Raw genomic sequence first — 15,025 nt, forward strand, 5'->3', positions numbered from 1 at the left:
GACTCGCGTATAAAAAATGGAATTGTAGCTAGCTAGAAAATTAAGCAAAAGAAGAAGGTTCTGAAGGTACAGGCTCAGAAATTGACAACGACATAACGGGAGAGTGAAGGGGCTCTCCTCCTGCCAGGATCGGATCTAACAAATGACACGAAGGGGGGAATTCTGTAAGCACAACGTATTTTTCCGTACCATCCTGAACAGGCACCAGTTCGCAACGCTCGGTATAATCCTTTGAAAGGCTCACCCACTCACGCACCCGCACTCGTGAAAAGTAATTAAAAATTCCTCCGAGCAGACATAAGGCTAAAGCCACACCTAATAAAATTGCTGGAAAACACCAATGATGCAGACCTGGGATCACGGGCGAAGCAACAATCACCCCAAGAATAATCCCCGAAAGAAATAAGATACCACCAGCGATAAAGCTCAACAAAGCGCAAATGTCTAAATTACGCACCCGAAAACACACATTCCTCATTTGCTCACGAACAGCAATGGCTTCGGCATCCTTAGGGTGCAAACCCCACAATGTTGTCAAAGGCCCAGAAACATGTGTCCCTCTTATCGGATGATTCTTACATCGCAAAACGGGAGCCACTCCACAAGGCTTGCCATCACTCCCCACAACAAGAACAGACACCTCACTAGGTTGCACAACTCCCTTGCAGGAAGAACAATAAAAATGCGTGTTGGCGTATTGAGCGCTATCCCTGAAACCAGGATAGCACGGGAAGGAACCAAACATACACAGCCGCTAAAAACAATCAGAAAAAAATAACAAAAGGAATAGAAAAAATCAAATTATAATAGTTTATTAAAAACACAAACGAACTAATTCTTATATAAGGAAAGAAACTTTAAGAAATAAAACAAGGAGACAAAGGTGTGGGTAAAAAACTCGGACCAAAAGATGGTTAAGAAGAATCTTTAGAAGAAAAGATTCTTCTTAACATCAAAGAAAAGCTGCAACGCGCCTTAATCTAATTTCCATTTTTGTTCTAATTTATGAATCGTTCCGTCAGCCCGCAGCTCTTCCAAGGCTTTTTGCACTTCATTTATATGTTCGGGACGATCTTTTGCTATTCCCAAGCCACAACCTAAAACCCACCAATCTTCGGGAAGATCCACTTTGGTCGTATGTAGATCAGAGAACTCTTTCAATACTACACGAGCCACATCGGGTTCAAGAACAGCTATTGGGGATTTTTTACCACGTACTTCCATCAACACTTCCAAAGTACTATCGAAAGAACGGACACAAACTCCCGGAAGGGATAGTAAATAATCTTCAAGGAAGGTGCCTGTTTGAACAGCAACTGAAGAGTATTGAGATAAAGGAAGAATACCCTCTTTACTTATGGGTTGTTTGGATACGATAGTTAGCTCACAAACGCCTTCCCCGTGATAGGGAATCATAGCAATCTCTTTCTGACGCGATCGGGTAATCGACATTCCAGACAAGATAGCATCTATGCGATGTTTCTTCAAATTTAGAATCAACGCATCAAACGAAAACTCTGTGACTTTCAATTTTTTGCCAAGTTTTTCACTAATGGCCTCCGCAAGATCCATATCAAAACCCACAACCTTGCCTGTTTCATCAATAAACTCAAAGGGAGGGTAGGTAGCGTTAGTCCCTACTACCCAAATTTCGTCTCTATTAACAGAGGAGCTGCAACCCGCTAAGAATAAACAAATTCCACAAAATAGGGCTTTCAAATAAAAAGTAAACTGTTTCATAAAAAATGTGCTATAATAACTAAAAATATGTTACAATTTACAGATGAAATAATAAATCTTCAAATTCGAATGTGCTTTAAATTAAACGATTGAAAGCGAGTAAGCCTATGGTTATATAAAAAAAAATTCAATTATGAGCCTACCTTCTTTTCCCCCACCTTCCTGTCCTCCTCCAGGAAAAAATAACCTGTACCACCTACAAACCAATCCTCAGGATCCCTGCTGTGTTCGAGCACTAAGACTGGTTGCTTACGTGCTACTACACATCATTACCCTGGGTCTGCTTCTGCTTTTCCACTACTGTAGGCACCACGGGGAAGAAGAGACTTTATTACCCGTACCCGTGATTCCTGTAACACCTCCGACTCAAGAACCAACGCAGACTCCGAAGCCAAGGCCTCAAGTCTATTCGCCCACTGTACCCGTGCATTCTCCGAGTCCCCTTCCCCTCCCCATCTCTAGGGAGCCTCTACAACAACCCATACCGCAACAAGTCTCTACAGACCTCCTCCCTAAAAGGCCACAGGATCAAAAACAACCCGCAACCAAAGCTTCTTTAGACCTTCCTGCAGCTACGCAACCAACACCCCCACCAGCTGCGACGCCTCCCCCCGCTGCTCTACCCCCTACACAGGCGAAAACAAAATTACCGACGCTAACAGAGATCCTCGATAAAATACAAAGTATCGGACTCGTACCTACGGGAGTAGATCGGAAATCTTTAGAGGCTATGGCATTCTTCAATGAGCAAGGACTTTCCCCCAATGGTGCCCGTTTAACTATTACGCCCGCACAAATTCTTAATCCTCTATTTGTAGCCACGTACCCTAAGCGAGTCCGCTCATCCTTTCGAATTGTGATGCAAGATCTTGAAAAGACTATCCTTACAGGGAACCCTCGGGATGAAAAGGTCCAAGTTGCCCATTTATTGCTAAATCAGTTACGACACCTTGAAAACAACTATTATCTTGTTGATGTTCCTGGTGATGGAAACTGTTTCTACCGTTCCTTCCATATAGGTTGGGCATGTTCTTTAATACGTTCTGGAGATCCTCAGGCATGCGAAAAAGAAGCTCAAAGGATTTTAGCCATGCCCTTTGCCCAGTCGTCAGAAAAAAATCGCCGGCTTTCTGAACGCATGGCCGAAATTATTAGATTGTACCAAAACTACACTAATGTAAAGGATCTATACGATCACGTACTTTTGTCTCCTGTATATACATCAACGGCAATTTCCTACCTACGTAATCTCGCTCTCTTTACCATGGATGAAAATCGCTTCGCGGTTTTGGGAGCAGAGGAAAACATTCGGGCAGTAATCTTGGGTCAAATGATAGACGCTCCGGATGTATTAGCGGATGTCTTGAAAAAGCTCATCCAAACAGAACCATCTGGACCTATTTTACAACACCTATTCCGTGGTAATGTCTTGCCAATAACGGGAGCCGCAGATCAAGGGGCCCTTGTCTTAGAGTTCTTACCCCAACTTCTTCTCAAGCAACAAAGCCTTCAACAACTCTCTCAGGAACAACAGCAAACAGCCGCGCAATTTCAAGCATGGTTAAATGAGTTGATGGACGTACTATCCGCTGTCTTAGTTTCTGGAGATTTAACCGAGGAACACTCTGTCGCAATCATATCAAACTTCCCTAAAGAAATTCGGGGACATTACCAAAAGTTCTTCCAATCTATAGAAGCATCAAGACAGGGAGTTGCTTTACCCACTCCTTTGATTCTTCTTGCCTTCATTCTTTCTCATCCTTCATGTGCAGAACACTACAGCCCATGTGCAGCCTTTTTAACCCAGGCACAAAATATCCTCAAAGGAGTTTTAGCCAACGAAAAAAGTCTATCAGCCTTCCTAGGGTGGCACGGAGAAAAAGCAAAAATTCTTAATGAGAAGTTACAGGCTTGTTGGTCTCAAAAACAGGCTAGTAGTTTTATTGAGATTGCTCTAAGCCTCTGTAATGGATTTAAAGCCTCGGGGACAATTGTACAACTACGTCAAGCCTATAAACGCATCGCCAAATTACTCCAATCCACCCCACAGACAGTTTCTAAAGATCAGTTACAAGTCTCTTTGAATACTATCACCGCACATATTCAACAAAGTCATAATTTACAATCAGCCTATAGAGAATTCTCAACTTCTCCGATATTTGCAAAATTAAAAGTAAAATCCCCATCGACCCCTCAGGATCCCGTATATTTAGAGGGAGTCAAGATGTTCTTCTTCCTATTACAGTATCCTTCCCTATTGCAAAATCGGACAATCGCAAACGCTACAAAGCAAGTTATGCTGATTTACCACCCGTTCCTACAACAAGCTTTGAGAAAGAAAGAGAATGCATCTAACATCTTATCCATTGGAGAAAGCATTTTCGGAGCTTTCTGTTGGACCGCTCCCGAATTTAGAAATAACGTAACCCCCCAAACTATTGAATCTACACTATCTCTATTAGCCAGGGATCCTGCAGCGCTCTCTCTCTGTCCAGGTATGCGTACGGATTTCCTCCAGGTCATGAATTTAGAAGACCCCGTACGAACCACGGCTTTACTTAACGACGTACGACTAACATATCCTCAAATGTGGGAGACATTTATTCAGCATACGGATGTAGTAGGTCATAGAGCAACGCCTCAAAATGCTACCAAACCCTTTAGTCAAACTCTTCCTGAGGATGTCCTGCTTTATAGCTTCTTAAATACGCATCCACAGATTTTGGATAACAATACACCTCTGACACCCCGTCTACATGCGTATATCTCTGAGCAAACAGAACGTGTTAAAACTCATATTGTAAACAATATTGCCCATTGGACAACATTGTTCTGGGCGAATCTCAACTCAATTATGACTTACAACGCTCTACAAAGAGTATTCTTATTCGCATTAGCACGTAGGGAAAATACGCACCCAGAGGCATCTCAGACTCTCATTCATGACCTGAATTCTATGGATATTCGGGAACTTATGCATCTGTTTAACTCTGTAAATACGCAAGCTGAAGACGAGCATATTAGCGCTATTTCTTCGGCTTTGGGTTCATTAGCTCTTTGTCAATATTTAGCAGATGGAAATTTAACACAAAGCGTAAGCCAACTCACCCCGCTGGCAAATACGCAAGGATTCTTCCAAACGGACTATACTCCGGAACACCAGGCTCGAATTTTTGTCTTACGTGCGAACAATCACTATAACTGCTTACTGCCGAAAGATGCTAATGATACTTCGAAAGCAGAAAATGCAGGAAGTCCATCGAATCCATAATAAACTAGGGGGGCTTACTTATTCTTACGACGACTCATCCTCTACCTTATTCGATAAAACGATCTTTGGAAGACCCCAGTACCATTCTTCCCCTATCTTCAGAAGTCTCCGTTGGGGGAGGGTCTCCGCTCCTCATCGCAGGCCCATGCACTTTAGAAAGTTATGAGCATACCGTAGCTATCGGCCTTGCAGCTAAAGCGGCGGGCGCTACAGTGTTGCGAGGATCTATACGAAAACCTCGAACTAGTCCCTACTCCTTTCAGGGATGGGAAAAAGAGTGCGTTATCTGGCATAAAGAAGCTCAACGTATTCATGGCTTGCTGACAGAAACAGAAGTTTTAGATGTGCGTGATGTAGAAATCACAGCGGAAAACGTCGATATTCTTCGTATAGGCGCAAGAAACATGCAAAACTTTGTTTTGCTGCAAGAAGCCAGTCAAAGTCATCGTCCGATTATTCTCAAACGTCATCCCTCAGCAACTATAGAAGAGTGGCTATCTTCTGCTGAATATCTTCTAAACTCGCCCTCATGTCCTGGGGTAATTCTTTGCGAAAGAGGTATTCGAACTTTTGAAATGTCCACACGCTACACTCTCGATCTCAATACCGTAGCTCTGCTAAAAGAAATCAGCCCTCTTCCAGTCATTGTTGATCCCTCTCATGCTGCAGGAAAACGCTCTTTGGTAGCTCCATTAGCAAAAGCTGCCATGGCTGTGGGAGCTGATGGATTAATAATAGAAATGCATGAATGTCCAGAAAAAGCTCTTTGTGATGGGAAACAACACATAACACCAGAAGAGCTTAGTGAAGTATTTTCATCTATTATTAATCATAGTCGATCAAAGAAAGGAGAACAACACGCGGATTTGATTTATCAATAAATCGCATAAACCCCACTGTCTCCCTATTAAATTCTAAAAAACCCAAGATCCTTTATCATGTGTAGAGTCACACCATAAAATCTCGGATTTTATTTAATTAAAAGAAAAATAAAATCAATTTTAAAACAATTTATTTCTATTTTTTGAAAAACATTGAAAAGTTTTGTTTGTTTTAAATATTTATCTACCAAATAACAATGAAGGAATAAGAGTATTTTCTTCTTGGAGGTATATGGTAAAACAAACATGCAAACTCTACATTTTACAATGTCTATTTTACGCCTTATACTGGCTAATTTACTATTGTAGAAAAATACTCAGAGGCATCCCCGAACATCCTGACGAACCTTGGTTCCAAGCCTTTCTCTCCTCTCTTGTAGATCTTCTTTCTAGCTTAAAACAACTTCCGAATCCCGACATAAGATAACTGAGCTAACGACACTCACCTTCTTGTTGGAAAACAAGAAGGTGAGCACAGACGCTATTCTATATTAAATCCGTGATAACATCCCGCTTCTCCAAGCACCATGTTATTCAGCCTCCCTCATCATCTCCTATAGCAGCCCATTAGGTTCTTTACAGGGGCTTATATTGAGGTAAAGAACTAAGCCTTTTTCTCGGAGAATTTCCTGCTATACACGCATAACATTTCGGTAAAGACGAAAGCTGCTAAAGAGCAGAACCAAGCAACTAGGTCTCTAGAAAAAGGAATGGTAATGAAATACCCTAGGGTATACACACCTCCTCCTATGAGAACCGCAGACCAAGCTGCAGAAGGATTTGCTTGATACCGTGTAAGAAGAGCCACCCCTATGGGGACTGAAAGACAGCATACGGAAAGACTATAACTTAATATCAGCAAATCAACAATATTACTAAAAGCTAGAGCAGCAAGGGGAGCTAATACAGCAATAATACCAATTAAATAGCGATAGTTCATAAAGGAGATTTGTGGAATCTCTTCACTGATAAGCTGGGCAACAGCACTTATCAACGAGTCTGCTGTAGAAAGTATCGCCACACCAATAGCTGCTGCCATAACTGCTGCCAGTGATGGACCGCTTACGTAGGCTACGGTATCAATAAGCACACAACCTTGAGAAAGTCCTAATTTTGCTCCTAGCGAACCTAAAAATAGCGGGATGAAATTAAACAGGAGAACAACAATACCTGCAAGTATAGCTGCCCACTGCAACCGTCGTGGTGATGAGGCAGCAACACAGCGTTGTGCCATATCTTGCTCAACGATCATAAACACCATGGGCATGAAAATCCATCCGGGCAGTTTGCTTGTTGGCAGGGGATCAAAAACTGAGGTATTGGATAGTATTGGAGTAAATTCCGAGGCAGTATACCAAACAGAAATAGCGCAAGTGATTACAGCGATAAGAAGGAAAATCGCCTGAATAATATCCGTTCTTATAACTCCACGAAATCCTCCGGTAGATGTATAAAATACGAGAGTTATCCAAAAAATTGCTGTGAGGTACTTTCCATAAGCAAAGACGCCAAAGAGCTTATCCAAAGCGATAATCTGCGCAACAAGAATAAAAAATAAGGACAAAGAAGAAAGAAGAAAAGCCATTTTACGTAGCTTCTTTGATTTATATACGCTCTCAAAAAGCGTCACAACAGTAACAATAGATCCCGAGGCAAGTTTTCTTCCCGGTCCCATACCAAGAAAGATTAAACCCAAAGCCACTCCTAAAGGATAAAAAATCACGCCGTAACCATAACGAGCAGCTTCCTCAGCAGCGCCAAGCAATACCCCTCCACCTATTTGCGTAGCGATAAACGTCATCGTTAACGAAAAGGTATTTAAACTTCTTCCTGCGAGAAAATATCCCTCGCGATCCTGAACTGTAGAACCTCCTTTACGCCCTACAAATAAACACAAAGCTTGAACACCAAGCAAACAACCTAAAAATAATCCGAAATTCATTTTGAAACTCTTAACTGCAAAAAACACACAAGCTGAAGAGAAACTGCTCAGGGAGAACAATAACATCAAACATCTTCAGCAAAAATTTTACTTAAACACAGTTAAAATTGATGGAGGTAGCGTCCAGAATAACGGAAGCTTAAAGAAAACTGGGATGCGCGAAGTATTTTCAGGGAAAAAGAAGATGTCCGCATATCTGAAAATCCTAGCGCTCTAGATTACTACACAAGGATAAAACAACGGATCTTTAAAATCCATAAAAAACTTCATTCTTCTTATATTTAAAAATATAGAAAAAAAGTCTTTTTTATTTAAAAAGCAGAACAAACAAACAAATTAAATTAATCATGACAAATAAAGACATTAAAAACACATCAATTATTTATTTGAAAAAATTTATTTGCAATATCGTCTGTCTCGTGGATGAATTTTTGGAATCTCTAGAGAAACATTGTAAATCTTTGCTTTCTCAAGAAGAGTGTGATCAAGCGCTAACTCTATTAATTGAAGAACTGCAAAAATATAAAGAAAACCTAGACTCTGTAGCTATAGATCCTTCCCATCCCCTAAATAACCTGGTCAAGACAACGAAAACCGATCTACTTAAATAAAGAAAATAAAGCCCCTGCCGCTGCGCAACGCAGCGAGGGGGTTTCATGATAGCAACATTCTAGAAGGAAATCCACACCTTCGGTATTTTCAGAGAAAGCTATCCCCTCTAAAATAGCGAGTTTGTCTTGCCACCGACTTTCTGGATAGAGCTCCATCGCTCTGCGCAAAGATTCGTTATTTTTTTTCTGGCACAAAGTTGCCAAAGTAGATTCTAGCTTAGAGGCAAAACTCTTATCTGTTGTCCACGTCTCTGCAGCTTGTTCATCCCCTTCTTCCCAAAATACTCCGGAGAAAAAGCTCCATCCCTGCTGTTGCCGATTGGAGAGAAAATCTCCTGTTACCTTTTTGACCTTACTATATTTAGATACGGCAAGTAGGCGAATTAACTTTCTTCCGATTTCCCTTTTTATCATATCGAAATAAAGAGGAAGTGAAGCACTTTTAGGATTCCACTGTGAATCCCAAAGAAACTGCTCTATAGCCCAGCACATTTCAGGGTCACTGATAAAACTAGCGATAACATCACCGGCTTTCTCTATATTTGTACGGCTGACAAGAAGTAAAATCGCAAGATTAGCTGCAGCTTTTCTGGAAACCACAGCATTCAAATACTTATCCGCGAGATTTTTTCCACGTATTCCCAATGAACATACCGCTGCTGAAGCAGATTCGCACGTAGAGGCAAAGGGGGAAAGTAACCCCTGGACTAAAAGTTCTTCCCCTAAAGGGTCTCCTTGAAGATATAGAAGGGCTGCTGCCTGTAGACGCACCTTGGGGAATGAGGATGTTTGCGCGATATGACGCACCTGAGCAGCAATTTGTGCTGATTCGCAGCTTACCCCACGCCCACAAGCTAAAACCGCTCGCAAAGCAGTCTCTTGGACTTCAGGATATTGAATGGACAACAAATCTAAAAGAACACCCTCGTCTTTTTCTTCTCCTACGTGACGTAAAAGCTCACAAGCGAATAACGCCTGGTCCATATCTTCCTTCACTCTAGATCCCATCAAAAACTGGGGGGTAAGCATCAAAGAGGCTTTCCACGCTTCCCTACGTTCTTCTCCATCCACAAGCTTATTATTTGCCCGTTCCTGAAGATAAGGAAGAAGTTCTTCAATATCTAAAATTGCGGCAATTTGATATGCCATAATGCGCACCTGCATAGAATCATCATGACGTGCGATCTTACACACAGCATCCTTTAAATTTTGAGATCCGTATTGCAAAACCACTTGCAAAGCTAGAGTACGCACGATGACACTATCATCGGAAAGACAGGATAAAACTAAGGGGGTTAAACGAAAGTCTCTAGCTAAACCTATAGCAAGAATGCTGACAGCTCGAACCGTTATTGACGGATGATGAATACCGTCGGAAAGAATTTGTTGAGCAAAGTTTTCCAAAGCATCGCGATCCTTAGCAAGTTCCGGATAACGCTGTCGTGCTTTATTAAACTCCCTACTCCATGCTTCATAATCTTTACCTTGTGCTAAAGCCTGAAGGGCAAGTCGCGCTTGTGCCAACGAACATTCAGACGAGGACAAAAGAGCCCTAGCTTCCTTGATAGCTGCTGGGAAATCTTGAATAAGCAAATGTTGACGCAAAGATGAAGATCCTTGACAAACACTAGCCAATGTACAAAAGAAAATTAGGCTATAGCCCCTAATGAGCTTCCACCTAGAAGATGAATATGTAAATGGAATACGCTTTGTCCCCCCTCAATGCCATTATTGATTACGACACGATATCCATCAGCAATACCAAAAGCTTCAGCTAATTGCTGAATAATCTTTCCAGCTTCAGCAAGCAGGGAAAAATCCTCATCTTGCATATCTTGCATTCTTTCTATGTGCTTCTTAGGAATAATTAATAAATGAACAGCAGCCTGAGGAAAGCGATCTTTAATCGCTATAAAATTCTCATTTTCAAAAACTTTTTCGCACTCTATTGAGCCTTCGATAATTTTTTCAAAAATGGTTGTCATACTAATCCTCGATTCTCCAAAACCAACTGCAGGGCTCGTTGACAATGTTCTTTGCTATCCCAAACGGATAAAAATAATCCCTTATGGCAGAAAATAGCTCCGGGAATACCACAGACATCTTCCAGATCTTTGCCAAGAAGTCCTGCCCAATTTTCTGGGAAGGGCACACGCACTTCCATACGTCTATCTAAAGTCGGGGGAATGCCTCTAAGGATCCATTGATCACACGCGGGGAAACACACAAACGCTGCAGGATGACGTTCTCCTCCTAAGAAAAAGAAATTTTCCTGCCACGCTAACGGACGATCAAAAAACAAACAAAAGTCATCCTTTTCCATGGCAGATCTTACAACATCTCTACACATGCGATCATAACGGAACTTATTTCTCAAACGCTTCAGTAAATCTATAGTAAATTTTAAAGCAAAAAAGAAATCCGCATCCGTAGCATTCCGACCTTCTTCAGGATTGTATATTTTAATGATATCAGAAAAAGAACAGAAGCCTTCTTTTGAAAAGAACCTGCCATTATCTTGTTCATCAACGCCATGAATTAACGTATGGTTTAGAAAATGATATTCTTCTAAATCGATAAGCCTTTGCTCCTTAAGATAATCCAATATCATTCCTGCACTACTCCAAGGCCCCTCGTAGGACACTTGATGATGATCAAATCTTTTCTGTTCTACAGAATATACGCCGCCCACATCGCAGACATATTCGCATTCTGCGAGCTTTTCGGGATTTCGCGTACGGATGATTTTGCCTTCATCAACAAGACCGAACAAAATAAGCAACGCACACGCTGTAACCTCATCAGCATGAAAAGAACCGTCGTGAGTACCAACGCTTCTTGGAATTCGCATATTTCCCATCCTTTTTAAAAACCCTCCATTGTATCCAGAGAAAAATAATTCTCAATCGCAAAGAAGCTTCTTTCCATTTTCTTAAAAATCTTTTTCATCTAAAACAAAGCGTTCGAGCTATAAAATCCGACTTTTTTGGAGGGTACATGTTTAACTTATTCCACAGGAACCACGACGCAACTTCTCCTGATGGGTATCTTACTTCTTCCCTACGTATGCTATCGCCAAATATCTATGAGGGAGAAATAGAAATACTAAATATCCCCGAGTACTTCTTGGGTTTCCATTTACCTAAGCACTGCTTACATCTCAATCTAAAAAGCTCACTTGCACAATTAGGTGTAGATGCAAAAATTAAAGAAGCTGAATTAAGTAAGGAATGCTCTCGAGCACGACTACTAGTGCAAATGAGCAGTCATGATCCTATTGCTTCTGTTATGCTCACCTTATTAGAGCCTGGAGATTATGTTGCAAAGTTATTTGCAGCTGATGACCGAAGGTTAGTACGTTCTCTTCAATACCTAGAAAGAATGCTAAAACATACCGACAAGGCAGGAATGCCTTTGCTGTGTTTTGGCAAGAAATTAGAACACCTCATTTCTTTAGATGTGATTGATGATCGTCTTGTTGTCTCTCTTCCCACTCTTCCTGGGGTAGTTCAATACGATCATAAAATCTATGGTTTGCTTCCTCTCATTGGGAAAGCCTTAGGGCAACCTAACATGAGAGTGAGAAATTTCCTTGCTCTCTATCAATATAAAGTAGAACGGGAAAAGATCCCTTATCGCAATCGTATTCTACTGATAAAAACCGAACCTTTGCATATCCGCACTGTATTTGCTCGTGTTGTAGACTCTCTCCTCCCTGAAGGAGTAAAGCATACTGCAGCCAATATTTTAGAGCCGACTACACAAGAGTCTGGGGATATTTACGAATTTTATGGAACAAGTTCAGTTCCTGTAGAGATCATTCCTTTAGAATTCTTCACCATAGAACCCTATAAGGAACATTCTTTCTTCTGTTATCGTGATTCATTGAAATCCTCTTTAGAATCTGAAAAATGTATTTTTGACATTTTTGAAACTGCTCAGGGAACTCAAGAAAAAGCAGCAACATACATCTCTAAGGGCAGTGAAATTCCCGAGCTATCACCAAATTCCTGGTTAGTAGGATCAGCAAAATCTCTATACGATAAAAGGAACCCCTATCCTGAGAATCTTCACGAATACATAGAAGAACAACCCTGTTTTCCTTTCCTACAAGCTATGGAAACGGGCCACATTACCAGCCAGGGAGTACTTTTCTCACGTTATTTCCCTTCTTCGTGTCTTAAAGGCATGCTGCTTTCCTACCATGTAAATTACTACCTGCAACAGATCTATTTCCAGATCCCCTCCTATAACTACGGAGAATATTTCTCGGAACATGACCGTTCATTACTTATGGACTTATACTTCTCCGGAATCCCAACATTCTGGGTAGACAGAGCCTCTAAACGCGTTTTGCAGTATGTAAAACGTCGTGGTCAAGATTCAGGAATGTTTGTTCCTGTAAAACGCGTTCAAGAGTTTCGCTCTGCCTACTTTATCGGAATTCACGGCTCTGGGATCGTCTCTGAAGGTTATAAAGAAGATCTACGTGAGTTTCTACAAGGAATCCATAGTCTGACTCAAGAAATGCCTATTCCTGGATTTCCTCCCAACACACCTTTAGCAATTATGACCGGAGGTGGCCCAGGAGCTATGTCCATAGGTAATGAGGTTGCCACAGAACTCAATCTCCTCTCCTGTGGCAACACTGTAGACTTTGAGCAATCTCCGGGAGCACCCCAAGCTGCAAATCCCTATACACAAGCAAAAATGACCTACAGGATTTCTTCTTTAATTCAACGACAGGAACACTTCCATGTGGATCTGGCCCTATTTGTTACTGGAGGCCTGGGAACTGACTTTGAACTTTCTCTAGAGCTTGTCAGTATAAAAACAGGGAAAAAACCTCCTGTTCCTATCTTTTTAATAGGCCCTGCTTCCTATTGGAAAGACAAGATTACCCCCTTATATCAAAGCAACTGTACAGCGGGAACGAACCGAGGTTCAGAGTGGGTAAGCAACTGCGTATTCTGTATATCCTCTCCGAAAGCAGGAATAGAAATTTTCAGGAGGTACATGAACAACACCCTACCTATAGGTCCGGAGCATCCTCCCTATCCCGATGGATTTATAGAAGTATAACTAAAAACCGTAGGATAAGCGAAAGCCGTAGTAATTACACGGCTCTCGCACAAATTGCCCTTCTTTAGAAAATCCCTGATGATACTCAACAAATGCGCGAATTTTTCTTCCTACATCGCGAAATTTAGACCATTCCATACCCAGGATATAGGTTTGATCTATTCCAAAATGCTGCTCTTCCCAAAAGCGAAAATGCATAGCAAAAATCGGTTGAGCGTGTAAGTTTCCTTCTCGCAATCCGAAAGGACGTAACTCCGCCCCTGCTTCTATGTACAAAGGCCGTTCTGGGAATGTAAGGTCCCTACTAATGATATAGCCTAAGCCCCCGTAAACACGTAGTTGGGGATTGTGATGCAAAGAGACAAAGAAATCGATCCCTTCATCACTAAGGTTAAACCTTGGGAAGCTGGGGTGTGTTAAAAGGAACTCATCTCCTAAATGCGAGGAGAGATGCCACAGACGCAAACGGAAACTCCATTTATTCACAGCAAAGCCCAGCAAGCCTGAGACAAAAAAATCTGAGTTTACCATGCACGAATCGGGATGATCTAAATCAAAAACAGAAAAGACTCCTCCTTGAATACCGATATCTAAATCACCATGGAACCGAGAAATATCAAAAAGACGTAGAAGAATAAAATCCCCGCCAAAAATAGCAGAGCCTACGCGATTTCCTATCACCTTTTCATTAAAACGAATACCCGCGCTATTAGTTACCTGGCGAGGATCTGCAATTAACGGAGCAAAAAGTATAGTATTTTGTGGCAACCATACTCCCTCCTTACCGCAAACAATTTCCGTTCCCAACGCTTTTTGCTTTGGTAAAATGGGACAGTTATCTCTATAGCGATTGCGGCATTCTTGATACGAACACTCACAAATCTCTACAGAAGTAATGAAAGGTAAATCTTTAATGAAATCTACAATCGCAGTAGAGAGAAGAGCATCTACAGGAAGAGAGAATATATAAGCAACGTTATCCTCAACTACAACCTGTGTACAACTGTCTAAAAAATGCATATCGACGAGAGCTTGTACATACCCCGTAAGATAACAACCATTTTCAGATTCTTGAATGTTTTCAGGTAATTGATCCGAGCGATTAACAGCCTTACTAAAGTTCTCGCAATCAGGACAACGAAGAACTTCTTGAGCCCCCGTACTTAAACAAGATGAAAAATAGCAAATAAATACTACACTGCAAAAACAGCAGCAATAACGTAACAGTCTTCCCATGGTATCCACAACCTATAGAAAGAGATGATTTATTTAGCAATATCTCGCACACAGATTACCTTAAAAAAACTTCTAAAAGGAACATGTGGCTAATAACCAAATACCCGACACAAACCAGAAAAAAGAAGATAGAAAGAACACACCTCCTTTATTTGAGAAACAAAAAATTTAATTATCAATTAAAATAAACACAAAACACGCATTTTAAATAATCAAGATTGTTAAAACAATGAATTAATCAAATAAAAACAGTGCGATAAAA

General features: G+C 41.2%; 12 protein-coding genes. 5 read left to right on the forward strand and 7 right to left on the reverse strand.

What is annotated here, in order from left to right:
* Window positions 1-40 precede the first annotated feature (40 nt).
* Complete coding sequence (locus CF_RS03735; RefSeq protein WP_011458295.1) at window positions 41-745, reverse strand: hypothetical protein; 705 nt, start codon at window positions 743-745, stop codon at window positions 41-43.
* Between the two features lie 230 nt (window positions 746-975).
* Window positions 976-1,740 (reverse strand): transporter substrate-binding domain-containing protein, encoded by a 765-nt coding sequence (locus CF_RS03740; RefSeq protein ID WP_011458296.1) that lies wholly within the window; start codon window positions 1,738-1,740, stop codon window positions 976-978.
* Window positions 1,741-1,873: 133 nt separating this feature from the next.
* Here CF_RS03740 and CF_RS03745 point away from each other — a divergent pair, with 133 nt between their 5' ends.
* From CF_RS03745 to CF_RS03755, 3 genes are all read left to right on the forward strand, one after another.
* Entirely contained in the window at window positions 1,874-5,011 is a 3,138-nt protein-coding gene (locus tag CF_RS03745; RefSeq protein WP_011458297.1) for a membrane protein, read from the forward strand.
* A 20-nt stretch (window positions 5,012-5,031) separates the two neighbouring features.
* Complete coding sequence (gene aroF, locus CF_RS03750; protein ID WP_011458298.1) at window positions 5,032-5,892, forward strand: 3-deoxy-7-phosphoheptulonate synthase; 861 nt, start codon at window positions 5,032-5,034, stop codon at window positions 5,890-5,892.
* 232 nt (window positions 5,893-6,124) lie between these two features.
* Window positions 6,125-6,319, forward strand: coding sequence for a hypothetical protein (locus tag CF_RS03755; RefSeq protein WP_011458299.1), 195 nt, complete (start codon window positions 6,125-6,127; stop codon window positions 6,317-6,319).
* A gap of 177 nt (window positions 6,320-6,496) precedes the next feature.
* Here the strand turns inward: CF_RS03755 and CF_RS03760 are convergent, their stop codons facing one another.
* Window positions 6,497-7,834 carry a sodium:solute symporter family protein gene (locus CF_RS03760; RefSeq protein WP_041467999.1) on the reverse strand — a complete coding sequence of 446 codons (1,338 nt, stop codon included), beginning with the start codon at window positions 7,832-7,834 and terminating at the stop codon, window positions 6,497-6,499.
* Window positions 7,835-8,181: 347 nt separating this feature from the next.
* Between CF_RS03760 and CF_RS03770 the strand changes: the two genes are divergently transcribed.
* Complete coding sequence (locus CF_RS03770; protein WP_011458301.1) at window positions 8,182-8,445, forward strand: hypothetical protein; 264 nt, start codon at window positions 8,182-8,184, stop codon at window positions 8,443-8,445.
* On the opposite strand, the gene CF_RS03775 is transcribed toward CF_RS03770, so the two are convergent.
* The 3 genes from CF_RS03775 to CF_RS03785 are packed head-to-tail and all read right to left on the reverse strand — an operon-like array spanning window position 8,434 to window position 11,296.
* Entirely contained in the window at window positions 8,434-10,050 is a 1,617-nt protein-coding gene (locus tag CF_RS03775) for a HEAT repeat domain-containing protein (protein ID WP_041468103.1), read from the reverse strand. The two genes, CF_RS03770 and CF_RS03775, sit on opposite strands and share 12 nt — an antisense overlap.
* A 44-nt stretch (window positions 10,051-10,094) precedes the next feature.
* The gene (locus CF_RS03780; protein ID WP_011458303.1) at window positions 10,095-10,430 is read right to left on the reverse strand and encodes a histidine triad nucleotide-binding protein; all 336 of its coding nucleotides are present in this window, start codon (window positions 10,428-10,430) and stop codon (window positions 10,095-10,097) included.
* Window positions 10,427-11,296 carry an MYG1 family protein gene (locus CF_RS03785; protein ID WP_041468104.1) on the reverse strand — a complete coding sequence of 290 codons (870 nt, stop codon included), beginning with the start codon at window positions 11,294-11,296 and terminating at the stop codon, window positions 10,427-10,429. The genes CF_RS03780 and CF_RS03785 overlap by 4 nt, the downstream gene beginning before the upstream one ends.
* 146 nt (window positions 11,297-11,442) lie before the next feature.
* Here CF_RS03785 and CF_RS03790 point away from each other — a divergent pair, with 146 nt between their 5' ends.
* Window positions 11,443-13,527: an LOG family protein gene (locus CF_RS03790; protein ID WP_011458305.1), complete on the forward strand. Its 2,085-nt coding sequence runs from the start codon at window positions 11,443-11,445 to the stop codon at window positions 13,525-13,527.
* Here CF_RS03790 and CF_RS03795 read toward each other — a convergent pair whose 3' ends face one another.
* Window positions 13,528-14,763, reverse strand: a complete 1,236-nt coding sequence (locus CF_RS03795) for a DUF1207 domain-containing protein (RefSeq protein ID WP_011458306.1) — start codon at window positions 14,761-14,763, stop codon at window positions 13,528-13,530. It abuts the gene before it with no gap.
* Window positions 14,764-15,025: the final 262 nt, after the last annotated feature.

This window comes from Chlamydia felis Fe/C-56 (assembly GCF_000009945.1).
Lineage (GTDB): Bacteria > Chlamydiota > Chlamydiia > Chlamydiales > Chlamydiaceae > Chlamydia > Chlamydia felis.